Annotated in this window: 21 protein-coding genes; all 21 read left to right on the forward strand. The window is 42.5% G+C overall.

What is annotated here, in order from left to right; all coding sequences use genetic code 11:
* The first annotated feature begins 11 nt into the window (after positions 1-11).
* The 21 genes from RDQ32_RS01830 (at position 12) to mraY (ending at position 21,903) form a co-directional block, all read left to right on the forward strand.
* A complete protein-coding gene (locus RDQ32_RS01830) occupies positions 12-341 on the forward strand; it encodes a co-chaperone YbbN (RefSeq protein WP_007157945.1) in 330 nt (109 codons plus the stop codon).
* Positions 342-410: 69 nt separating this feature from the next.
* Positions 411-884, forward strand: a complete 474-nt coding sequence (gene grdA, locus RDQ32_RS01835; protein WP_304071687.1) for a glycine/sarcosine/betaine reductase complex selenoprotein A — start codon at positions 411-413, stop codon at positions 882-884.
* A gap of 132 nt (positions 885-1,016) precedes the next feature.
* Positions 1,017-2,549, forward strand: a complete 1,533-nt coding sequence (gene grdC / locus RDQ32_RS01840) for a glycine/sarcosine/betaine reductase complex component C subunit beta (RefSeq protein ID WP_308578910.1) — start codon at positions 1,017-1,019, stop codon at positions 2,547-2,549.
* A 17-nt stretch (positions 2,550-2,566) separates the two neighbouring features.
* Positions 2,567-3,721, forward strand: coding sequence for a glycine/sarcosine/betaine reductase complex component C subunit alpha (gene grdD / locus RDQ32_RS01845; protein ID WP_007157941.1), 1,155 nt, complete (start codon positions 2,567-2,569; stop codon positions 3,719-3,721).
* Positions 3,722-4,238: 517 nt separating this feature from the next.
* A complete protein-coding gene (locus RDQ32_RS01850; protein WP_007157940.1) occupies positions 4,239-5,366 on the forward strand; it encodes a hypothetical protein in 1,128 nt (375 codons plus the stop codon).
* Positions 5,367-5,582: 216 nt separating this feature from the next.
* Complete coding sequence (locus tag RDQ32_RS01855) at positions 5,583-6,932, forward strand: DUF5722 domain-containing protein (protein WP_308578912.1); 1,350 nt, start codon at positions 5,583-5,585, stop codon at positions 6,930-6,932.
* A 296-nt stretch (positions 6,933-7,228) separates the two neighbouring features.
* On the forward strand, positions 7,229-8,392 hold the full coding sequence (locus RDQ32_RS01860) for an iron-containing alcohol dehydrogenase (protein WP_308578914.1): 1,164 nt from the start codon (positions 7,229-7,231) through the stop codon (positions 8,390-8,392).
* 316 nt (positions 8,393-8,708) lie between these two features.
* On the forward strand, positions 8,709-9,962 hold the full coding sequence (locus RDQ32_RS01865) for an ATP-binding protein (RefSeq protein ID WP_007157935.1): 1,254 nt from the start codon (positions 8,709-8,711) through the stop codon (positions 9,960-9,962).
* A gap of 15 nt (positions 9,963-9,977) precedes the next feature.
* Entirely contained in the window at positions 9,978-10,232 is a 255-nt protein-coding gene (locus tag RDQ32_RS01870) for a hypothetical protein (protein ID WP_243155842.1), read from the forward strand.
* A gap of 98 nt (positions 10,233-10,330) precedes the next feature.
* On the forward strand, positions 10,331-10,948 hold the full coding sequence (locus tag RDQ32_RS01875) for a flavodoxin family protein (protein ID WP_304072218.1): 618 nt from the start codon (positions 10,331-10,333) through the stop codon (positions 10,946-10,948).
* 16 nt (positions 10,949-10,964) lie between these two features.
* Positions 10,965-12,104 carry a macro domain-containing protein gene (locus tag RDQ32_RS01880; RefSeq protein WP_308578916.1) on the forward strand — a complete coding sequence of 380 codons (1,140 nt, stop codon included), beginning with the start codon at positions 10,965-10,967 and terminating at the stop codon, positions 12,102-12,104.
* A 90-nt stretch (positions 12,105-12,194) separates the two neighbouring features.
* Positions 12,195-12,875, forward strand: coding sequence for a VWA domain-containing protein (locus RDQ32_RS01885; RefSeq protein ID WP_308578917.1), 681 nt, complete (start codon positions 12,195-12,197; stop codon positions 12,873-12,875).
* Complete coding sequence (locus tag RDQ32_RS01890) at positions 12,865-13,212, forward strand: hypothetical protein (protein ID WP_007157930.1); 348 nt, start codon at positions 12,865-12,867, stop codon at positions 13,210-13,212. The genes RDQ32_RS01885 and RDQ32_RS01890 overlap by 11 nt, the downstream gene beginning before the upstream one ends.
* A 22-nt stretch (positions 13,213-13,234) precedes the next feature.
* Positions 13,235-14,086: a DUF2262 domain-containing protein gene (locus RDQ32_RS01895; RefSeq protein WP_308578918.1), complete on the forward strand. Its 852-nt coding sequence runs from the start codon at positions 13,235-13,237 to the stop codon at positions 14,084-14,086.
* Positions 14,087-14,317: 231 nt separating this feature from the next.
* Positions 14,318-14,575 (forward strand): type II toxin-antitoxin system RelB/DinJ family antitoxin, encoded by a 258-nt coding sequence (locus tag RDQ32_RS01900; RefSeq protein WP_007157927.1) that lies wholly within the window; start codon positions 14,318-14,320, stop codon positions 14,573-14,575.
* 563 nt (positions 14,576-15,138) lie between these two features.
* The gene (gene ychF / locus RDQ32_RS01905) at positions 15,139-16,233 is read left to right on the forward strand and encodes a redox-regulated ATPase YchF (protein ID WP_308578920.1); all 1,095 of its coding nucleotides are present in this window, start codon (positions 15,139-15,141) and stop codon (positions 16,231-16,233) included.
* 414 nt (positions 16,234-16,647) lie between these two features.
* Positions 16,648-17,073 carry a division/cell wall cluster transcriptional repressor MraZ gene (gene mraZ, locus RDQ32_RS01910; RefSeq protein WP_007157923.1) on the forward strand — a complete coding sequence of 142 codons (426 nt, stop codon included), beginning with the start codon at positions 16,648-16,650 and terminating at the stop codon, positions 17,071-17,073.
* Positions 17,073-18,008, forward strand: a complete 936-nt coding sequence (gene rsmH, locus RDQ32_RS01915) for a 16S rRNA (cytosine(1402)-N(4))-methyltransferase RsmH (RefSeq protein ID WP_304069614.1) — start codon at positions 17,073-17,075, stop codon at positions 18,006-18,008. Before mraZ ends, rsmH begins: the two co-directional genes overlap by 1 nt.
* Before the next feature lie 88 nt (positions 18,009-18,096).
* A complete protein-coding gene (locus tag RDQ32_RS01920; protein WP_304069611.1) occupies positions 18,097-18,654 on the forward strand; it encodes a septum formation initiator family protein in 558 nt (185 codons plus the stop codon).
* Positions 18,632-20,926 (forward strand): penicillin-binding protein 2, encoded by a 2,295-nt coding sequence (locus RDQ32_RS01925; protein WP_304069609.1) that lies wholly within the window; start codon positions 18,632-18,634, stop codon positions 20,924-20,926. The genes RDQ32_RS01920 and RDQ32_RS01925 overlap by 23 nt, the downstream gene beginning before the upstream one ends.
* Before the next feature lie 20 nt (positions 20,927-20,946).
* Complete coding sequence (gene mraY / locus RDQ32_RS01930) at positions 20,947-21,903, forward strand: phospho-N-acetylmuramoyl-pentapeptide-transferase (protein ID WP_304069607.1); 957 nt, start codon at positions 20,947-20,949, stop codon at positions 21,901-21,903.
* The last annotated feature ends 23 nt before the right edge of the window (positions 21,904-21,926 follow it).

Below are 21,926 nucleotides of genomic sequence, written 5' to 3' on the forward strand. Positions count from 1 at the left end.
AGGAGGACAAGATGTTAGAGGTTGATAAGAATACCTTCGAAGAGGAAGTGCTGAAGGCATCCGGCTATGTATTTGTAGATTTCTTCGGAGATGGATGTGTTCCCTGTGCTGCACTTATGCCATTTGTACATTCTTTGGCTGACAAGTATGAGGGTAAGTTAAAGTTCACTTCTCTGAATACTACAAAGGCTAGAAGATTGGCTATCGGACAGAAGATTTTAGGACTTCCCGTTATGGCTATCTATAAGGATGGACAGAAGGTGGAAGAGCTGGTTAAGGATGATGCAACAGAAGAGTCCATCCAGAAGATGGTTGAAAAGTATGTTGCTTTAAACCAGTAAGCAATCGTTTCATTTGCGTATTTGACGAAAGTCATTACGATACATATCTTTAAAGAAAGGAGAGAAAAGATGGCTATTTTAAAGGGTAAAAAAGTTATCATCATCGGTGACCGTGACGGTGTACCAGGACCTGCTATTCAGGCTTGTGTAGAGACCGCCGGCGGAGAAGTAGTATTTGCTTCCACCGAGTGCTTCGTTTGAACGAGCGCAGGCGCAATGGACTTGGAAAATCAAAAGAGAGTAAAGGATTTTGCTGATAAGTTCGGACCAGAGAATCTGGTTGTTGTACTTGGCGCTGCTGAGGGGGAGGCTGCAGGACTTGCAGCTGAGACCGTTACAGCAGGAGATCCTACTTTTGCCGGCCCATTGACTGGGGTCCAGCTTGGACTCACGGTATATCATGTTTGCGAACCAGAGTTGAAGGCAGAGTTTGACGAATCTGTTTATGAAGACCAGGTTAGTATGATGGAAATGGTTTTAGATGTAGACGATATTGTCAACGAAATGAATAGTATTCGCTCTGAATATTGCAAGTACCTTTAAAACCGAGGGAGCTTTTTACGGGCTCCCTTTTTTCTCAAAATTCTTTTCAAAAAAAGTACTAAAAATAGAAAAAGAACTATCTTTTCTTTGGTAAATTTGTAAAACTTAACAATAAATTATGAGGTGATCAAAATGAATAGTGTCATTAAAGGTTCCGGATATTGTTTGGCATATACTCCCGGCTTGATGTTGCAGCACGGCTCCACCATTGTGCAGGAAAGACTGGTAAATCCTGACGGTGAGTTCTTAAAGGAAATGGGAAAGCACGTTCGTAGCTTTGAGGATTGTGTAGCTTACTGGCCAAACCAGGTATATATCGGAAACAAGACTCCCGAGGACTTTGCCAAGGTGGAGTTTCCCTATTTCGATAAGAAGGTAGAGAATGCTAACCGTTATGGTCATTTCGGAGAGATTATGCCGGAGAACGAGTTCCTTCTTTTGGCACAGGCTTGTGACTGCTTCGAGGTTTTCTATCTGGATAAGGACTTCGTAGCAGCAAATAAGGGAGAGCTTGCTAAGGATCCTGTGATTACAGAGGCTATTTTGGCAAGAGTTCAGGAGGGCGTTGAGAACTCCGTAATCAAAGGATTTGTGGATGCTCATGAGGCAGAGCCTCTGTTCTACGAAGGAAAGCTGGTAGGATGCGTAAAGAGAGCCCATGATATTGACGTAAACCTTTCCGCTGAAGTAATGCTGGAGAACTTGATGAACAAGGCAAGCTCCGTTTTGGCTGTTCTTCACTCCTTAAAGTCCTCCAATGTAGACCCCCTTTCCATTGAATATGTTATCGACTGTTCCGAGGAAGCCTGCGGAGATGTAAACCAGAGAGGTGGCGGCAACTTTGCAAAGGCTGTAGCCGAGATTGCAGGACTGGACAATGCTACAGGTTCCGATGCAAGAGGATTCTGTGCCGGACCTTCTCACGCTATGATTGAGGCAGCTTCTTTGGTAAAGGCAGGCGCTTTCCATACCGTACTTGTAATCGGCGGAGGTTGCGTACCTAAGCTTGCCATGAACGGAAAAGACCATGTAAAGAAAGAGCTGCCCATGCTGGAGGATTGCTTGGGCTCCTTCTCCATAGTAGTGTCTGAAAATGACGGTGTTTCCGCAGAAATCAACCTGGATATTATCGGAAGACATACTGTTGGAACAGGTGCTGCACCCCAGAATGTTATCGGTTCCTTAGTGGCTGATCCTTTGGAGAAGGCAGGCCTTACCGTTAATGATGTGGATAAGTTCTCTCCGGAGATGCAGAATGCGGATATTACCAAGCCTGCCGGAGCCGGAGATGTTCCTATGGCAAACTATAAGATGATTGCTGCTCTTGCTGTTAAGAAAGGATGGCTTGAGAAGGCTGATTTGGCAAAGTTCTGTGAGGAGAAGGGTTTGGTGGGATATGCACCTACACAGGGTCATATTCCTTCCGGTGTTCCTTATGTGGGATTTGCTAAAGAAAGCATTGAAAAGGGAGACATGGAGAGAGTTATGATTATCGGAAAGGGATCTCTTTTCCTTGGTCGTATGACAAACCTCTTTGACGGTGTTTCCTTCCTGATTCAGAAAAATACCGGAAAGGGCCAGGACGGAGCAGTATCCGAAGAAGAAATCCGTTCCTTAATTGCGAAGTCCATGAAGGAATTTGCACAGTCTATCTTGGGCGCATAGAAGAAAGGGTGAGAATTATGGCAAAAGAAATAAAAGAGCTCATTGCGGATACCTTTTTGGCTATGGCGGAAGGTTTGGAAACAGGCTCTTTTTCGAAGAAACCGAGAATTGCTTTAACAGGTATGGGCTCGGAGCACGGAGAGGAAAATTCCATGAAGGCTGCCGTGGATGCGGCTAAGGATGGGGTGGACGTACTCTATATCGGTTCTTTGAAAAATGATGCGGTAGAAACCCTTGTGGTGGACAATGATGAAGAGGGACATGACAAGATGGATGCTCTTTTAAAGGAGCATAAGATTGACGGTGCGGTAACCATGCACTATCCCTTCCCCATCGGTGTATCCACTGTAGGAAGAGCCATTACTCCTGCATTCGGTAAGGAGATGTTCATTGCCAATACTACAGGAACCTCCAGTACAGATCGTATTGAAGGAATGGTGAAGAATGCCCTTTACGGAATCATCACAGCCAAGGCTTGCGGAATCAAAGAGCCTACTGTAGGTATTTTAAATGTAGACGGTGCAAGACAGACAGAGAAGGCCTTAAAGAAATTACAGTCCAACGGCTATCCTCTTCACTTCGCAGAGTCCTCCAGATCCGACGGCGGTGCGGTTCTTCGTGGAAATGACGTTCTTAGAGGAACACCGGATGTATTGGTTTGCGATTCCTTAACCGGAAATGTATTGTCCAAGATGCTTTCTTCCTTCAACACAGGAGGATCCTTCGAGGCCCAGGGCTATGGCTATGGTCCCGGAATCGGTGAGAACTATAACCAGCTGGTGATGATTGTTTCCAGAGCTTCCGGAGCACCGGTTTTGGCAAATGCTCTTCGCTTTGCAAGAGACCTGATTAAGGGAAATGTCTTTGCGTTGGCGAAGGAAGAGTTTGCATTGGCAAAGAAAGCCGGCTTAGATGGCATTCTTGCAGAAATCAGAGAGGCAAATAAGCCCAAGGAGCAGGGAGAATCCGTTCCCATGCCGGAGAAGGAGATTGTTACCGCTGCTGTTTACGGCATTGAAGTAACAGATTTGGATGATGCGGTGTTGGAGCTTTGGAAAGAAAAGATTTATGCAGAATCCGGAATGGGCTGTACAGGGCCGATTATCCGTGTTTCTGAAAGCAATTTAGCAAAGTCTGAAGAGATTTTAAGAGCAAAGGGATATATTTCTTAATCTCTCTCGGAGAAGGTACATAACTTTCGGGCTGATCTCTTTCCTTTAGGAAAGGTATAAAGAAGTCTTGGAAAGAAAAACAAAAGGCAGGGGTTTTGCCTATACAATTTGCGCGCAATCCGGTTGTTTTGCGTACAATTTAGTTGTTATAGGCCCCCCCGCCGATTGTATAAAAAGTGCAGCTGTAGGGATGACATACATTCCTTCGGTTACGCTTATTTTTGTACCCAAAAATGAAGGAAAAAGTGACAAAATTCTTATACATAAACAGACTTGTTAAAAAATAAACAAAAAATCTCGTGGTTTGAAACAAAAAATAGTAAGAAATAACTAAAAAATTTCCTCAATATCCGAAAAATAGATTGAATAGTATTTAATTATCGGATATAATGTGGAAACAATATAGAGGACAGTAACAATTAAACATCAGGGGAAAGGAGGAAGAACGAAACTATCAATTTGCTTTACATTCATATTAAAAAATGAATGAATTAAAAGAAAAATAAGGAGTAGAATAATGGAAAAAAAGAGTTTGCAGTTTATGAAAGTGGTTAGCTTCTGTGGAGCTTGCATCGCTTTCTACATTGGGGCCGGATTTGCCACCATGCAAGAGATTATTCAGTACGTGGCTTCTTACGGATCAAAGCTTTGGATTGTCATCGCTGTGAATGCAGCAATCTATATCTATACTGACCTTTCCTTCGCAACAAACGGAAATCGTTTGAAGCTAAAGAGAGGTGGAGATATTTACACCCACTATTGTGGAAAGTATATTGGAAACTTCTTCGACTACTTTTCAGCACTGTTCTGCTATGCCTGCTTTATCGTAATGTGTGGCGGAGCCAATGCCACAGCTGCACAGCAATGGGGACTTCCCAATGGTGTAGGAGCCGTAATCCTTACCGTATTTGTTATTGCTACCGTAATTTTCGGATTGGACGGTGTTATCGAAGCCTTAGGAAAGATTGGACCCATCATCGTATTTTTCATCCTTGTGGTTTCCGTTATCAGTATTTTTAACGGTGCAGGCAATTTCTGGGAGAATTTAAAGGCAGTAGATACCGGAAAGCATGAAATTGTTCAGGTAGGTAACGGTAATCCCTTCCTCTCCGGAGCTTCCTATGCAGGCTTCATGCTTCTATGGTTCGCCAGCTTCCTGGCTGAAATCGGTTCCAAGAACCGGGTAAAGGAAGTAAATATCGGAATGCTTTTCTCTGCAGTGTTTATTATGGGAACCATGGTGATTGCCAGCGTTGCATTGATTTCTCATGTCGATGTAACCAGCCAGGCGGACATTCCCGCTTTAATCTTGGCTAACACCATTTCTCCCGCTTTGGCAAGTATCTTTGCAGTAATCATCTTCTGCGGAATTTACACCACCTCCGTTCCTCTTCTTTGGACCAGTATCGGAAGAATTGAGAAAGAGGGAACCAAGAAGTATAAGCTTTATACCGTAGTATTAGGAATTATCGGTTGCGTTATCGCTTGCTTCTTACCTTATCGTTCTTTGGTAAATGTACTTTACGGATTGAACGGATACCTTGGATTTATCCTTGTAGCGTTCATGCTGGTATACGATATCCGCACAAGAATGAGCAAGAAGGTAAAGGTAGCCGAGGAAGAAGTAGCTCCTGCAGTAGTTTAATACAGGCGCAGGAGGAAGCATCAGCTTTCTTGCAGTATCGGAAATTTTGTTTGAAATCGAGTGTCCCGCATAAATTGCGGGGCACTTTTTTAATAGCTCTTATCTTTCTTTTTCAGGAAATATAATTATTATTTAAGAAAATGTCGGAAATATACTAGCCTTTCTATGCAATTTTCGATAGAATAAGAGAAATATTTTCTGTATAAGGAGTAGAGTATGAGAAGAAAAACATGGATTCCCCTTTTGGCTTCGGCTATGGTTTTGGGGATGAGTTTGACAGCATTTGCAGGAACATGGAAAAGTAACGGTACCGGTTGGTGGTATGAAAATGCAGATGGAAGCTATCTTACCGGTTGGAACTGGGTGGATGGAAATGGCGACGGTATTGCCGAGTCCTATTATTTTCAAAATGACGGCTATCTTCTGACCAATACCACGGTGGAGGGCTATCAGGTGAACGGTGATGGTGCCTGGGTGGTAAATGGAGCCGTGCAAACCAAGTCTACAGGTACTTCCGCAGGAAATGCAGCGACGCAGAATGATACGGTATTTTCCAGATCTGGTTCCAAGAAGGGCCTGGCAACAAGAGATACCCTTTTTGATGCCACTTCCGTGAGAGATCTAGGGGTAAAGCATATCATTTACAACTTTACCAACTACGAGCAAAACTTCATGGACAACTTCCGGAATACTAAGGCAAACGGTGTAAGCGTAACGGCCATTATGCTGAATACGCCGAGAAATAATCCGGAGCCCCAGTCACTTCCTGATGGAATCACAGGACAGGAAGCCCATTACTACGGCTATAATGTTGCCACACAGGCAGGCATCGATGCTACTACCAGACTTGCCAATCGTTTTGCTTCCTTATACAAGGATTCCGTGGATAACTGGGTCATCGGGAATGAGATAAACTATCCCAATGTTTGGAATTTTACACCTCACAGCAGTATAGAGAATTATGCGGATCAGTATGCCCATGCTTTCCGCATTTGGTACACAGCAATCAAGCAGAATAATCCTTCTGCCAATGTGTATATCCCCTTTGACTATGTTTGGACAGAGCATTCTCCTTCCGCAGGCTATTACAAGGCAAAGGACTTGTTGCGTTTGTTAAATGACAGACTTCGGGATTTGGATTACGGTATTGCCTGGCACCCCTATCCGGAAGGACTGGCAGACCCCAATTTTGAGGATGACGGAAAGGCAACAAATAGCGAGAATTCCTTGATTATCAATATGAAGAACTTAAATGTTCTCACAGATTATTTACAGAAGCCGGAATACCTTTCCCCCAGCGGTAAGGTAAGACACCTGATTCTTTCCGAGCAGGGCTTTAATGCCACCAACGAGGACGTGCAGGCGGACCAGATTGCCAAGGCTTATGACATTGCCAAGAACAATCCCTATGTGGAAGCCTTCTTCCTGGCCAGAGAGTATGACCAGCCGGGAGAGACGCACAATGTAGGGGGGGCATTGCAGGAGATGCATTTTGGACTGAAGGATGCCTACGAGCGGGGTGGAAGACCCAGAAAGGCCTATTCCGTATATAAGAGTTTGCAGTAAAACAATAGAATAGATAGTAGAGAAAATAGCTGACGGAAAGATTCCGGTCGGCTATTTTTTTGTCTTGATTTAAATGCCTGTATAAATGAAAAATGGAAATATAACAGAACGAGCTGTAAGCGAAATAAAGCTTGAATTTGCAAATATGTGGGGTCTAAAATATAATCAATCTTGAGTTAAAGTAGAACAAAGGAAATCAGAGGAAAATGTGGAAAGTTTCTATCGGTTCAAGCTGACCCGATAAATGACCCAATAAATGACCCAATAAAATCGGAAGAGAATACAGGAGGTTAACCATGCAAAATTTTGATTATCAGACACCTACAAGATTGATTTTCGGAAAAGACGTGATTAAAGAGCTTCCAGAGGTGATGAAGCAGTTCGGAAAAAGGATTCTGCTGAGCTACGGAGGCGGAAGCATCAAAAAGATTGGTCTTTATGACAAGGTAAAGGAGCTTTTAAAGGACTATGAGATTTATGAGCTTCCCGATATTCAACCCAATCCCAAGTATGATCCCAGCGTTCTTGACGGCGTGAAAATCTGTAAAGAAAAGAATATTGATGTCATTCTTTCTGTTGGAGGCGGAAGTGTTTTGGACTGCACCAAGGCCATTGCCGCAGGGGCAAAGTATGAGGGGGATCCTTGGGATTTGATTACTTATAAGGTAAAAGCCAAGGAAGCACTTCCGATTGTGGATATTATTACCCTTGCTGCGACAGGCAGTGAGTATGATGCGGGAGGCGTAATTTCCAGAACCGAAACCAATGATAAGACGGGCTATAGTGATCCCCTTCTTTATCCTGCGGTTTCCTTCTTGGATCCTGTTTATACCTTTAGCGTATCCAAGAAGCAGACTGCAGCAGGCTGTGCAGATGCCATGAATCATATTATGGAGCAGTATTTCTGTGAGGATTCCACCCTTTTAAATGACGGTTTTATGGAGGCTGCTTTAAAGAGCCTGATGGTGAATACAAGGAAATGCTTGGAAAATCCGGAAGACTACACTGCCAGAGCGGAGATGATGCTTTGCTGCACCTACGGCTGTAATGGTATTTACTCCCTTGGAAACAGTGAGTCCGGCTGGCCCTGCCATGGCATGGAGCATGCTCTTTCGGCTTACTATGACATCACCCATGGAGAGGGCTTGGCCATTATTACTCCGAGATGGATGAAGCATATCTTAAATGAAAAGACAGTAGATCGCTTTGTAAAATATGGCGTAAATGTATTTTGCATAGATGCTTCCCTTGATAAGTTTGAGATTGCCAATAAGGCAATCGATGAAACCTATAAGTTTTTCGAGTCCATTAACATTCCCATGCATCTTAAAGATGTGGGAATTGATGAGAAGAGAATCGATGAAATGGCAAAGCATGTTGCGGAAAATGAAGGCCTGGAAGAGGCCTGGGCGCCTCTTTTAGAGAAGGATATTGCAGAGATTTTCAGGGAATCACTATAAAAACGAAATGCCTTGAAGGACGGAATGCAACTTAATTATTTTCTACAGAATATAATGTAGTAACAATACATGGCTAAGCGCACTTTGGCGGCTGGCCATTTTTGTGTTGGTAGAGTAAATACATTGATGGGAGCGTTTATACCAGGGAAATAGCCCTAATCATAGGTATTCCGCTACAATGGCAAAAACAAGCAGTGATAAACTTATGCATTCTTGGCTCTAGAGTATTGATTGAGCCTTTGATAGGATGTATACTTCTATTAGACAAAAATGCGGAATCTGTATTTTTGTCTAATATGTGACGAGGTGCACCAATATGAAAATAGGTAGAGATGTATATTTGAATAAGCTTATTTCGAAAAGGCATAACGGATTAATTAAGGTTGTGACGGGTATGCGAAGATGTGGAAAATCATATCTTTTATTTAATCTTTTTAAAGAGTATTTGGTAAATGAAGGAGTTGCTGAAAATCATATTATTGAGATTGCGTTTGACTCTTTTGAGAATAAAAGGTATAGAGATCCGGAGGTCTTATTTCCATATATAATGGAGAAAATGTCGGATGAAAGAATGTATTATGTTCTGTTAGATGAAGTCCAGATGCTTGATGATTTTGAATCAGTTCTTAATAGCCTCGGAAGAAAGCAAAATGTAGATGTATATGTAACGGGAAGTAATGCAAAATTCTTATCAAAGGATATTATTACAGAATTTCGTGGACGTGGGGATGAAGTTCATATGTATCCTCTAACATTTGGCGAATTTATGAGCGTATATGATGGTGACAAACAAGAAGGCTGGAGGGATTATGTACTGTTTGGTGGAATACCGCTTGTCCTAGGTTTTGAAACGGCTGATCAGAAATCCGATTTTTTAAAATCCCTGTTTGAAGAAACCTACATTTCCGATATTACCGGAAGAAATAATATACGAAATAAGGCGGAATTAGAAGAACTTCTTAATATTTTATCGTCAGCAATTGGTTCTCTTACGAACCCAAGTAAGCTATCAGCGACATTTAAAAGTGTTAAGAACAAGTCCATAAGCAAAGATACGATAATCAAATATATAGATTATCTTAGAGATTCATTTCTTATAGATAGTGCAATTCGATATGATATTAAGGGCAAAAAGTACATTAATACTCCATCAAAGTATTACTTTACCGATCTGGGACTTAGGAATGCTAGACTTAATTTTAGGCAGGTGGAGGAGACTCACGTAATGGAAAACATTATATTTAATGAACTAAAAGTTCGTGGATATAATGTGGACGTAGGGGTTGTTGTGATGAATGAAGTAGATAAAAATGGTAAGAAAATTAGAAAACAGTTGGAAGTGGACTTCGTTTGCAATAAAGGCTCAAAGAGATTTTATATTCAATCGGCCTATGCATTACCTGATAAAGAAAAGATGGAACAGGAGCAACGCTCGTTGGTGAATACAGGCGATGGATTTAAAAAGATTATTATTACAAAGGATGCTGTGGCACCACTTTATAATGAAGAAGGCATATTGGTGATGAGCGTTTATGATTTTCTTCTTAATCCGGATAGTATGGAAATCTAAAAACAGGAGGAAAATATGCAAAACTTTGACTATCAAACCCCGACAAGACTCATTTTCGGAAAAGACGTAATTCAAGAACTTCCGGAAGTAATGAAGCAGTTCGGAAAAAGGATTCTGCTGAGCTACGGAAGCGGAAGTGTCTTGGACTGTAGCAAGGCCATTGCTGCAGGGGCGAAGTATGAGGGAGATCCTTGGGATTTGATTACTTATAAGGTAAAAGCCAAGGCAGCCCTGTCACGACATGGAGCATGCGCTTTCGGCATACTATGACATCACCCATGGAGAAGGACTCGCCATTATCAGCCCGAGAATGAAAGTTAGAGGAGATACACAACAGGAGTTGCACAAAGAAGTCAGGAGAACAATTTATGAAGACATTGATTATTAATGGAAGTCCTCGCATCGGGGGCAATACAAGCATTGCCCTGGAGGAAATGGTAAAGGTATTTGAGCAGGAAAATATAGAAGTAGAAGTGGTACAGATTGGTAACAAAGATATACGAGGCTGTATTTCCTGTGGATATTGTTATAAAAATGGAAAATGTGTCTTCAATGACCCGGTAAATGAACTGGCAGAGAAGTTTGAAGCCGCAGATGCTTTAGTAGTGGCATCTCCGGTTTATTATGCTTCCGCCAATGCTACCCTGATTGCCTGCTTGGACAGACTATTTTACAGCACGCATTTTGATAAGACCATGAAGGTAGGAGCCAGTGTGGTAGTGGCAAGACGAGGTGGTTTATCCGCGACCTTTGATGAATTGAATAAGTATTTTACAATCGCTGGAATGCCGGTGGCCTCCAGCCAATACTGGAACAGTGTGCATGGATGCGAAAAAGGAGAGGCGAAAGAAGACTTGGAGGGCCTGCAGACCATGAGAACTCTGGCTAGAAATATGGCCTTTTTGATGAAGAGCATTGCCCTTGGAAAAGAAAAATACGGTTTGCCGGAGCAAGAAGAGGGGATAGCTACAAATTTTGTCCGATAAGGGAAGGGAGAAGGCTATGCCCTTTCAAATCATCCGAAACGATATTACAAAAATGCAGGTGGATGCCATAGTGAATCCTGCTAACCCTATGCTGGGATATGCTGCGGGAATAGACAGTGCTGTCTATAAGGCTGCCGGGGAAGAAAAGCTTTTGCGGAGACGACAGGAAATAGGGGCTATTGCTCCTGGAAGCTCCTTTATTACGGATGGATACAATCTTCCTGCAAAGTATATTATCCATACGGTAGGAACGGCCTGGCAGGGTGGGAACTCAGACGAAGAAATAATTATAAGAAAATGTTACCGCAGTATCTTTAAACTTGCCCTTGAACATCATATTCTCAGTCTTGCTATCCCTCTTTTGGCATCAGGAAGCTATGGCTTTCCCAAGGGAATTGCTCTTAGGATTGCTCTGTCGGAGATAGAAAGCTTTATGTCGGAAAATGACATAGAGCTTTATCTTGTGGTTTTTGATGAAAAATCATATTCCCTATCAACGGAGCTATACGGTGATATTGATGAATATATCGATAAGCATTATGTAGAAGAAAAGATTTCGGAAGAGTATTCGGCTTCATACAGTAGAGGAAAAAGTTCGAATGATCCCGTTAGAGTGAGCTCTGTTTACGGGCTACCTATCGGCTCCGGATTTTCTGAATCAAATAGACGAAAGACATATGATTCGGAAAATGAGGCATTGGATGATAAAGCGGATAACGGAAGAGAAGAGTGTATACTTGCCTATATCAGTCCGGAAAAGTGTCTGGTTTCCGAAGTTCGAAGCTTGGAGGATGCGGTAAAGAATCTTGACAAAAGCTTTATGGAGCTGGTTTTTTCCTTCGCCGATCAAAAAGGCCTTACCGATGTTGAAGTGCAAAGGAAAGCAAATCTGGACAGAAAGGCATTTTCCAAACTGAAATGCGGAACCACCAAGAATCCGAGTAAATCCACAGCGCTGGCTTTGGCTGTTGCATTGGAATTGAATCTGGATGACACAAAGGATTTGCTTTCAAGGGCGGGCTGGGCCTTATCTCCCTGCAGTAAGCAGGATCTTATTGTGCAATATTTTATAGAGCGGGAAGCTTATGATATCTATGAAATCAATCTGGCTCTTTTTGAACATGGCGAACAGCTCCTGGGAATGCAAGCAGTTTAAATGTCGCCTGACAAGTGACCAAAACGAAAGTAAGAAGCGATAGGATACCCTCGTAAACATGCAAACAAGCAAATGATGGAGGGAATTACTATGAGAGAAAATTTAACGGAACTTGTATTTATCCTTGATAGAAGCGGCTCTATGGCCGGGATTGAATCCGATACTATCGGCGGATTTAATGCCATGATAGAAAAGCAACAAAAGGAAGCCGGAGAGGTATTTGTATCTACTGTTTTGTTTGACGATGAGGCGGAAGTAATTCATGACAGAGCCCCTATTGGAAATGTAAAAAAGCTGACGGAAGCGGACTACTATGTCCGTGGATGCACGGCACTCTTGGACGCGGTGGGAGGAGCAATTCGTCATATTGCCAATGTTCATAAGTATGCTAGAGAGGAAGATAGACCCGCTAAGACCTTATTTGTAATCACAACGGACGGTCTTGAAAATGCCAGTAGAAAGTATTCCTTTACGGATGTAAAGAAGCTTATCCAAAATCAGCAAGAGAAGTACCATTGGGAATTTCTTTTTCTGGGAGCAAACATAGATGCGATAAAAGTTGCCGGAAGTATGGGAATCAAACAGGATAGGGCGGCAAATTACAACTGCGATGGAGTTGGTACAGCACTTAATTACCGGGTTATAGATGAAGCTGTAACACGTATTAGAGAATGCAAGGTTTCGGATATGGAGACGATATTTGTTGGTGGTGCCTGGAAAGAGGATATTGATCGGGATTTTGAGAAGAGAGGAGAAAAGCATGAAATTTGATGAAAGTTTGCAGCAGTATGTTTATCAGTATGAAGACTTGATTTTTTCTTGGGATGAGGAGCCTAAAGAGGAATATATCAGTAAGGTGAAAGTTTTAGCAAAGAATTATAAAGATAATTTGGATCGAATAATTGACTTTATCTTACCTGAACTTAGAGGAATGTACGGAGATGTAAGCAAAGAAGATGTAAAAAATAATCTTGGGCAAGCTATCATTGACTATAACCAGGGAACAGTGACTTATTGTGACCAGAGTTTTGATGATTATCATATCTTTTCGTTTGAATTTTTAAATAATACATTTGAGAAGCTGGAACATTTTTCTGTTGACGGGTAAATAGCTGTATCGGAGGAAAACTATGAATCTACTGGAGTACATGAGGCGTAGAAATAAAATGACGCTTTCAGAATGGGAAGATACTTTTGAGAAAAAGGAAAGAGAAATCATTGTCCTAAGGCACGAAGGAGGCGGAGGAAGTCTAAGAAATGGGTTTTGGGACTGGGATGCCTATTTCTTAGCCTATGTGGACTGTGAAACAGGAGAGCTTCACAAAGAAGAGGGACGGATCGAATTTCCGGTTATAGACAAAGAGGAGCCTCCATTTCAGTTTGAAGAGGAAACCATTTACAAACTAAGGGTGCGTGAAAAACTGCCGGAGGAAGTTCCTGAGGGAGTATTGCCTAGTAAGAATCATTTTTTAGTTGTAGATATTCTGGAAGAGGATGCAGTTTGTCCGGAGCTTGAAGAAATGCTTATAGAGTATAGAAAACCCGTGGTTTTGCAGGATGATGTATTGGGTGAGCTAACTTATGATAAGCTGCTTAAAAGCTTTGAGGGAAACATAGCCTGGCTTCGTGACAAGATTCATATTTCCTTACATGTAGACAAGGATAATAAAGCAGGTATTACAAGGGCCAAAAAAGCGCTGAAAACAATGGTTTTAGAACAGGAAAAATGGGATGTGGATCTTCGGAAATTTGCCGCAGGGAAGCTCACGAAACTGGCTTGCGAATGGGCAGAATCTGATGAAGAGGCTGCTAAAATTACAGAAGAAAGTTTTGCAAAAAGAATAAGTCTAAGTTTGCTTTGGATGAACTCGGGAGCATCATTTTCTGCTTATTTTGATGATGACGACTTATTCTTTGGGCATAGCATAACGGTTTGCGGCAGTCCTAAGAAGGGGCTAGTGTCTGCTGATATTGAGGGATAAGAGAATACAGTGGATAAGAATAGATATTTACTTTCTCGCTACAGAATTACAATATTGTAGCGAGAAAGTATTATTTTTTTTACTACTAACTTTTAAAGATAGAATAGATAACTCCCTGTATATACATTTCGATAGATAATCTGGATGAACTTTTGTATATCAATATAATAGAAATTGATTGCAAATGAAATACATATTCAATACACTTGGCTTAGAATAGGAGGTGTAGCTATGGCACAGACAATGGTGAATTTTCGAATGGATGAAAAATTAAAAGAGAAAATGGAGAAAACATGTAAGGATATGGGGCTATCAGTAACTGCTGCATATACTATGTTTGCAACAAAAGTTACCAGAGAACAGAGGATACCTTTTGAAGTTACAGCAGACCCGTTTTTTAGTGAAGAAAATATGGATCGTTTAAGAAAGAATATGGCTCAGATGGAGAAAACCGGCGGAACTATCCATGAGGTAAATCTGGATGATTAAATGCTGGACTGATGACGCCGAAGCCGGTGATGGCTGTATTTTTTTGTGCAACAATAAAATCAACGAATATGAGGAAATGACATAAATATAAATTGACGATTTTGCGATATTGAAATATAAGATTATGAAGAATTTCGCAGGGCTCTGGAGGATGATTTTCGTAAGATTGATCCAAGGGGAAAGATATCGGTACTTTTTGATGCAATTCATGCTCAGCTTATGGGAAATGCATCCAGATATCAGGTATCAAGTGTTTTGAAAGGATTTTACTGAAAATGATATATATTCCAAGCTTTTAAATGGTAAGTTACAGGCTAACTTGGGCTATATTTATGAGAATGCAAGAATAATGCGTGAAATATTGCTATACACAAAGGATTATCAAAAGGATGGATCTCTAGAATGTGTACCGATTATGTGGGCACAGTTTATATAAAGCCTGGACCGACAAAGTCCTATTGAGTGAACTCCATGGGGATGGTATAATACCTCAGGTTTATAATTTCCCATTACGTATGAAAAGTTCGTCATAAATTGTCGATTTAGAAGATAGGAGTGTAAAAATGAAATTAGGAATTGTCGGTTTGCCAAATGTGGGAAAGTCTACCCTCTTTAATGCCATTACCAAGGCGGGGGCGGAGTCTGCCAACTACCCCTTCTGTACCATTGACCCCAATGTGGGCGTGGTGGCTGTGCCGGACGAGCGTTTGAAGCTTTTGTCTGACCTGTATCATTCTGAAAAAATCACTCCGGCGGTTATCGAGTTTGTGGATATTGCGGGTCTGGTTCGGGGCGCTTCCAAGGGAGAAGGTTTGGGAAACCAGTTTTTGGGAAATATCCGGGAAACGGATGCCATTGTGCATGTGGTGCGTTGCTTCGAAGATGACAATGTGATCCATGTGGATGGTTCCGTAGACCCCATCAGAGATATTGAAACCATTGAGCTGGAGCTGATTTTCTCTGACTTAGAGCTTTTGGACAGAAGAATGCAAAAGACCAAGAAGCTTGCCAATAATGATAAGGATGCCAAGAAGGAATATGCTCTTTTGGAAAAGCTGCATGCTCATCTGGAAGAGGGAAAGCTGGCCATCAACTTTGAGACAGACGAAGAAGAGGGGGCTTTACTGGACAGCATCGGGCTTCTTACCAGAAAGCCTGTGATTTATGCCTGCAATGTGGCGGAGGAAAGCCTTGCGGATGATGGAGAAAGCAATCCTCATGTGGCAAAGGTTCGGGAGTATGCGAAGAAGAACCATTCTGAAAGCTTCGTGATTTCCGCCCAGATTGAACAGGAAATTTCCGAGCTTTCCGAGGAGGAAAAGGGAGAGTATCTGGAGTCTCTTGGTTTAAGCGAGTCCGGTTTGGATAAGATTGTTCGTGCATCCTATTCTCTTCTGGGATTGATGTCTTACCTTACAGCAGGAGAGAAGGAAACCAGAGCTTGGACTATCAAGAAGGGAACCAAGGCACCTCAGGCAGCAGGAAAGATTCACACCGACTTTGAAAGAGGTTTTATTAAGGCGGAAGTGGTAAATTACAAGGATTTGCTGGATAATGGATCTCTTTCTGCGGCGAGAGAAAAAGGTCTTGTTCGGATGGAAGGTAAAGAGTATGTGATGCAGGACGGCGATGTGGTGCTGTTCCGCTTCAATGTTTAATGGATATCCAAGGAGCAACTTTCCTTTCACCTTAGACCGGTTTTGCTTAAATCACAGAAAGACATGCTCTGAAAAGAGCAAAACATATCCTGACAATAGCAAATCATGCTCCAACAATAGAAAAACATAAATTTTAAGAAGATGACTTTTTGCTCATCTTCTTTTTTTATGCTTTTTTGACATGACTGCTTCTTTCCATCTGGACTTTTTCGAGAGCATAGAGTGTAGAAAGCTTTGTATTTACGGCTTTTCTTCACGATTTTCTGCATTTTACTATTTAGAGATTTTTCTTCTTTGTTCTTTCGAAAAAACAGGGGAAGGAAGTGGGAAAATTCTAGTATCTTGTCTTGCCATTTCCCTGAAAACTGGGTATTATAATGGAGAAGTGGAAAAAAGTGGGAGAAAGTGGTAAGTATGTTTACGGGAGAGTATCATTTAAATTTAGATACTAAGGGCAGGATGATGATTCCTGCCAAGTTCCGTGAGGATGGTTATAGCGAATTTTTCCTAACCCGTTCATTAGATGGCTGTCTTTCCCTCTACGCGATTCCGGAATGGAAGAAGTTGGAGGAAAAGCTACAGGCTTTGCCTATGACCAGTGAAAAGGCGAGAAAGTTAAAGCGTTATATTCTGGGTAGTGCAGTGTCGGTGGAGTGTGATAAACAGGGACGTATCCTTATTCCACAGGTCTTAAGGGACAAGGCGGAATTGGAAAAAGATGTGATGCTTCTGGGTGTGGGAGACTATGCGGAAATCTGGTCTTCCGAGAGCTATGAAGAGAAGAATGATTTTTCCGATACGGAAGAGTTGGCTAAAGACATGGAAGGCATGGGCATATAATGGAATTTTCTCATAAAAGTATTATGGTTGAAGAATGTATGGAGGGGCTGAACATCAAGAAGGATGGCATCTATGTGGATGGCACTCTGGGTGGTGGAGGACATTCCTTCCATATTTTGGAAAGACTTGGGGAAAAGGGGCAGCTGATCGGTATTGACCAGGATGAGGATGCGATACTGGCGGCAACAGAAAGATTAAAGCCCTTTGCCAAGCAGCTTCACATCATTCGGGACAATTATGAGCATTTTCCGGAAATCCTATCTTCCCTTTCTATAGAAAAGGTGGACGGGATTCTTTTAGACTTAGGCGTTTCCAGCCATCAGTTTGATGAAGAAGAAAGAGGCTTTTCCTATCGCTTTGATGCACCCCTGGATATGCGGATGGATCAAAGACAGGACTTTAGTGCAAAGGATTTGGTGAACAGCTACAGTGAATCCTCCTTGTTTCACATCATAAGGGACTATGGGGAAGACAAGTTTGCAAAAAATATTGCAAAGCACATTGTTTTGGCGAGACAGGAAAAACCTATTGAAACGACCAAAGAATTGGCAGAAATCATTTCTCATGCCATTCCCATGAAGTTTCGTCTGCAGGGAGGTCATCCTGCAAAAAGAACTTTTCAAGCCATCCGGATTGCCTTGAATCGGGAGTTGGAGGTTTTGGAAAATTCTTTGAAAGCCATGATTGAAGCCTTGAATCCCGGGGGAAGGATCTGTATTATCAGCTTCCATTCTCTGGAGGACAGGATTGTAAAGCGAAGCTTCAAGGAAGCGGAGAATCCTTGCATTTGCCCGCCGGACTTTCCGGTGTGTACCTGCGGGAGAAAAAGTTTGGGTAAGGTCATCAGTAGAAAAGCCATTTGCCCAAGTGAAGAGGAAATGGAAGAAAATCCCAGAGCGAAAAGTGCGAAGCTGAGGATTTTTGAAAGAGCATAAAGGAGTCAGAAATTGTCCGGCTGTACAAGAAATTGGAAAAGCTGAGCAGAGGGCATGAAGATATTTTCGGGGGAATAAAGGGGAGTATATGAAGAAAAGGGGAGAGAGGAGACAGCTGCAGTATGTGCAAGGAAGCTTGGCCGTGAAAGAGCAGTATCTCCCAAAGAACCGAGTAGAAAAGAAAAAAATAGAGAAAAAACAGGAGCAGAGAAAGAAAAGAGCTGCTTCCGGCATGGAAAGACGGGTCTTGCAGGAGAGGGCAAAGATTCTTCGGGAAAGAGAGAAGAATCACCTCTTGCAGCAGGAAAGATTGAAGGAAAAAACCTCTGCCAATCTGTTCTTGGTATTTTGCGTTACGGCGATGATGTTTGTGATGGGAGGTTTATGTTTTCATTACATTCAGTTGCAGACAGAAGTGAATACCAGAATTCGAAAAATTGAGGTAGAGAAAACCCGCTTGGATAAGCTGCGGCAGAAAAATGATGCTTTGCAGAATGCTATCAATACCAGCGTGAATCCGGAAGAGGTCTATGAAATTGCCACCAAGGAACTGGGGATGGTATATCCGGGAGAAAATCAGGTAATAGAGTATAAAAAGTCGGAAAGTGAGTACGTAAGGCAGTATGAAAACATCCCCAAATCCTGAAGCTGAACAGAGAAGAAGACGGCAGACGAAAATTCTGCCGTTTTATATGCAAGAAAAACTGATTATCGGTTTTTGCTTTTTTCTGATTCTCTTTCTCTTATTGACCTTTGCCCTGTTTCAGATTGTACGAAACAACAACGAGGCGTTTAACAGAAAGGTATTAAGACAAAGGCAAACCCAATATGGTTCTAAGGTGCTTCCTGCCAAAAGAGGAGATATCATGGATAGAAACGGAACCATTTTAGCCACCAGCCAGAAGGTTTATAATCTGATTGTGGATGCCAGAACCATGACTTCTTATCAGGACAAGCGTTATGAGGAAGCCAGCTTAAAGGCGGTGGAGGAGTTTTTCAAAGAGGATGCGGGAGAGCTTAGGGCTTATATTGCCAAGCAGGATGCTTTGCCGGACGGAAAAAAGAGTGCCTACTATAAGTATAAAAAAAGGCTGTCCTATGAAGAGCGGACGGCATTTTTGGACTATATAGACGAGCAAAATAAGCAGTATAAAAAAGATGGAAAGAAAGACCGGATTAAGGGTCTGGATTTTGAAGAAGAGTATAGAAGATATTATCCTTATAAAAATTTGGCTTGTAATATCATCGGCTTTACCACGGATGACGGGGAAAGCGGACAGGCCGGGGTAGAGCAGTTTTATAATAAAAGCCTGATCGGTACAAACGGAAGAACCTATGGATATCTGGATTCCGATACGAAGCTCCAATCCGTGATTCGGGAAGCCACCGACGGAAACAGTCTGGTTACCACCATCAACTACAACATTCAGAGGACGGTGGAAAAATATTTGCAGGAATGGCAAACCCAGGATGTAGGCTCCAAGGTGGCTTCCGCCATTGTTATGGATCCGAAAACCGGAGAAATCCTGGCTATGGCCAGCACTAAGCAGTACGACTTAAATGAGCCGAGAAAGCTGGATGAAACGGAATATCCGGAGAGTCTTCTTTTGGAGCTTGGAAAAAAAGAAGCCCAAATCGTATATAAAAGAGAGCATGAAAACAAAAGTATATCTACAGATGAGGTGGGGCAGTACTTTACCCAGGAGGAGCTTCTTTCCTATGGAAGGCAGGCGGCCTGGAATGAGGTCTGGCGAAACCCCGTGATTTCCGACACCTATGAGCCCGGTTCTACGGTGAAGCCCTTTACGATAGCAGGAGCTTTGGAGGAATCCGTTATTAAGCCGAAAACCACCTTTACCTGTGACGGAAAGGTGACATTAAGTGACGGTGTTCACACCTGGAACATTCGTTGTCATAAGCGAGACGGACATGGAACACTGGATGCGGAACAGGCTTTGATGCAATCCTGTAACGTTTATATGATGAATACTGCCTTTGCAGAGGGGGCGGAAACTTTCGTAAAGTACCAGCATGTATTCGGCTTTGGAGATAAAACCACCGTTGATCTTCCGGGAGAGGCGGATACTGCCTCTTTGGTTTATACGGTGGATACCTTGGGAAAGACCACACTGGCCACCAATTCCTTCGGACAAAACTTTAACGTTACCATGATTCAGATGGCTTCCGCGTTTTGCAGTGTCATCAATGGAGGATCTTATTACAGACCTCATGTGGTAAAGCAGATTTTAAATGCCAACGGTACGGTGATTAAGGATGTGCAACCGGAGCTGATGCGGGTTACCGTTTCCGAAGATACCAGTGCATTTTTGCGAGAGGCTTTGTTCCAGACTGTAGAGGGAGGAACCGGAAAGCCGGCACAGATTCAAGGCTATCATGTGGGGGGAAAGACCGGAACAGCTCAGAAGTTGCCAAGATCTGCGAAAAACTATCTGGTTTCCTTCTGTGGCTTTGCTCCCGTGGAGGATCCGCAGCTTTTGGTCTATGTGGTGGTGGATACACCCAATTTGGAAGGAGAGGCTCAGTCCAGCGCTTCCTTTGCCACCAAGATTGAGCAAAAGATTATGAACGATGCTTTACAGTTCTTAAATATTCAGCCTCAGGGAGAAACGGACCCTAATGCCTCTTTGAACAAGGACTTGCAGTCGGAAGAGGGGATTTTGGGAGAGAATCAGAGCAAGGAAGAGGATGAAAATGCAGAAAACGGCAAAAAAGAAGGAGCTTCCGAAAAGTTGGAAAACAATTCTTCTGCTAAGAAAGACAGTAGCGCTTCCGATGCACAAGAGGGTAAAGTAGTCAAGCGAAGTGTAGATACAGACGAGAAGGCGGAAGACGAGGGAGAGGTTCCGGACGAGCTGCCAAGTACATCGGAAAGTACGGAAAGTACATCTGTAAGATAAAGAAATGAGGGGGAAGGAAAATGTTTATGGAGGGAATAAGCTTAGGGATTTCCTTTTTGGTGATGCTTTTGATTTCGCCAAAGGGAATCAAGCTTCTGCACCAATTGAAGTTTGGACAGGAGGTTCGAGAGGACGGCCCCAATAGCCATTTGAAAAAGCAGGGCACTCCGACGATGGGAGGCATCTTGTTTCTGATTGCCATCAGTGTAGCCTGTCTTCCATTTGCAGGAACCTACCCCCATATTTTACCGGCCTACCTTTTGGGGATGGGCTTTGGGGTAGTAGGATTTATTGATGACTACCTGAAGGTGGTAAAGCATCAGTCCGAGGGCTTTAATCCAAAGCAGAAGATGCTGTGTCAGACGATTATTTCCATCCTGTATATCTCCTATATTTTCTATTCCAAGGAATATAGCGGAGCCTTTCGCATTCCTTTCTTCGGAAAGGAAGTTTACAGTGTGGGACTGGTTCTGTTCTTCCCGATTTCCCTCTTTATTATTACCGCTACGGATACCGGGGCAAACTTTACGGATGGCATTGACGGTCTATGTTCCTCTGTGACTGCGGTGATTGTGTTTTTCTTACTTTTGAAAAATCATCTGGGCACAGGGGATATGGCACCCCTTATGGGGGCGGTTTTGGGCGGACTTCTGGGCTTTTTATGCTTCAATGCCTATCCTGCCAAGGTATTTATGGGAGATACCGGCTCCTTGGCTTTGGGAGGCTTCGTGGTGGCTATGGCCATTCAGCAGGAAATCGCCTTATTTATTCCGATTTTTGCCTTCATTTATTTCGTGGAAGTGCTTTCCGTGATTATTCAGGTCAGCTACTTCAAATGGAGCCATGGAAAGAGAATTTTCAAAATGGCGCCCATACATCATCATTTTGAACTCTTGGGCTGGTCCGAGACCAAGGTGGTGACAATTTTTACCATTGTTACGATTTTGCTCTGTTTTTTCTGCTTTATGATTTTATAAAAAAAAGAAAGAGTAAAAAAGAA

Origin of the sequence: uncultured Oribacterium sp. (assembly GCF_902481605.1) — a bacterium.
GTDB lineage: Bacteria > Bacillota > Clostridia > Lachnospirales > Lachnospiraceae > Oribacterium > Oribacterium sinus.

What these genes read in the sequence shown, in the direction of transcription:
- RDQ32_RS01830 (WP_007157945.1), top strand. Translation starts at nt 12, where the DNA reads ATGTTAGAGGTTGATAAGAATACCTTCGAAGAGGAAGTGCTGAAGGCA.
- grdC (WP_308578910.1), top strand. Translation starts at nt 1,017, where the DNA reads ATGAATAGTGTCATTAAAGGTTCCGGATATTGTTTGGCATATACTCCC.
- grdD (WP_007157941.1), top strand. Translation starts at nt 2,567, where the DNA reads ATGGCAAAAGAAATAAAAGAGCTCATTGCGGATACCTTTTTGGCTATG.
- RDQ32_RS01850 (WP_007157940.1), top strand. Translation starts at nt 4,239, where the DNA reads ATGGAAAAAAAGAGTTTGCAGTTTATGAAAGTGGTTAGCTTCTGTGGA.
- RDQ32_RS01855 (WP_308578912.1), top strand. Translation starts at nt 5,583, where the DNA reads ATGAGAAGAAAAACATGGATTCCCCTTTTGGCTTCGGCTATGGTTTTG.
- RDQ32_RS01860 (WP_308578914.1), top strand. Translation starts at nt 7,229, where the DNA reads ATGCAAAATTTTGATTATCAGACACCTACAAGATTGATTTTCGGAAAA.
- RDQ32_RS01865 (WP_007157935.1), top strand. Translation starts at nt 8,709, where the DNA reads ATGAAAATAGGTAGAGATGTATATTTGAATAAGCTTATTTCGAAAAGG.
- RDQ32_RS01870 (WP_243155842.1), top strand. Translation starts at nt 9,978, where the DNA reads ATGCAAAACTTTGACTATCAAACCCCGACAAGACTCATTTTCGGAAAA.
- RDQ32_RS01875 (WP_304072218.1), top strand. Translation starts at nt 10,331, where the DNA reads ATGAAGACATTGATTATTAATGGAAGTCCTCGCATCGGGGGCAATACA.
- RDQ32_RS01880 (WP_308578916.1), top strand. Translation starts at nt 10,965, where the DNA reads ATGCCCTTTCAAATCATCCGAAACGATATTACAAAAATGCAGGTGGAT.
- RDQ32_RS01885 (WP_308578917.1), top strand. Translation starts at nt 12,195, where the DNA reads ATGAGAGAAAATTTAACGGAACTTGTATTTATCCTTGATAGAAGCGGC.
- RDQ32_RS01890 (WP_007157930.1), top strand. Translation starts at nt 12,865, where the DNA reads ATGAAATTTGATGAAAGTTTGCAGCAGTATGTTTATCAGTATGAAGAC.
- RDQ32_RS01895 (WP_308578918.1), top strand. Translation starts at nt 13,235, where the DNA reads ATGAATCTACTGGAGTACATGAGGCGTAGAAATAAAATGACGCTTTCA.
- RDQ32_RS01900 (WP_007157927.1), top strand. Translation starts at nt 14,318, where the DNA reads ATGGCACAGACAATGGTGAATTTTCGAATGGATGAAAAATTAAAAGAG.
- ychF (WP_308578920.1), top strand. Translation starts at nt 15,139, where the DNA reads ATGAAATTAGGAATTGTCGGTTTGCCAAATGTGGGAAAGTCTACCCTC.
- mraZ (WP_007157923.1), top strand. Translation starts at nt 16,648, where the DNA reads ATGTTTACGGGAGAGTATCATTTAAATTTAGATACTAAGGGCAGGATG.
- rsmH (WP_304069614.1), top strand. Translation starts at nt 17,073, where the DNA reads ATGGAATTTTCTCATAAAAGTATTATGGTTGAAGAATGTATGGAGGGG.
- RDQ32_RS01920 (WP_304069611.1), top strand. Translation starts at nt 18,097, where the DNA reads ATGAAGAAAAGGGGAGAGAGGAGACAGCTGCAGTATGTGCAAGGAAGC.
- RDQ32_RS01925 (WP_304069609.1), top strand. Translation starts at nt 18,632, where the DNA reads ATGAAAACATCCCCAAATCCTGAAGCTGAACAGAGAAGAAGACGGCAG.
- mraY (WP_304069607.1), top strand. Translation starts at nt 20,947, where the DNA reads ATGTTTATGGAGGGAATAAGCTTAGGGATTTCCTTTTTGGTGATGCTT.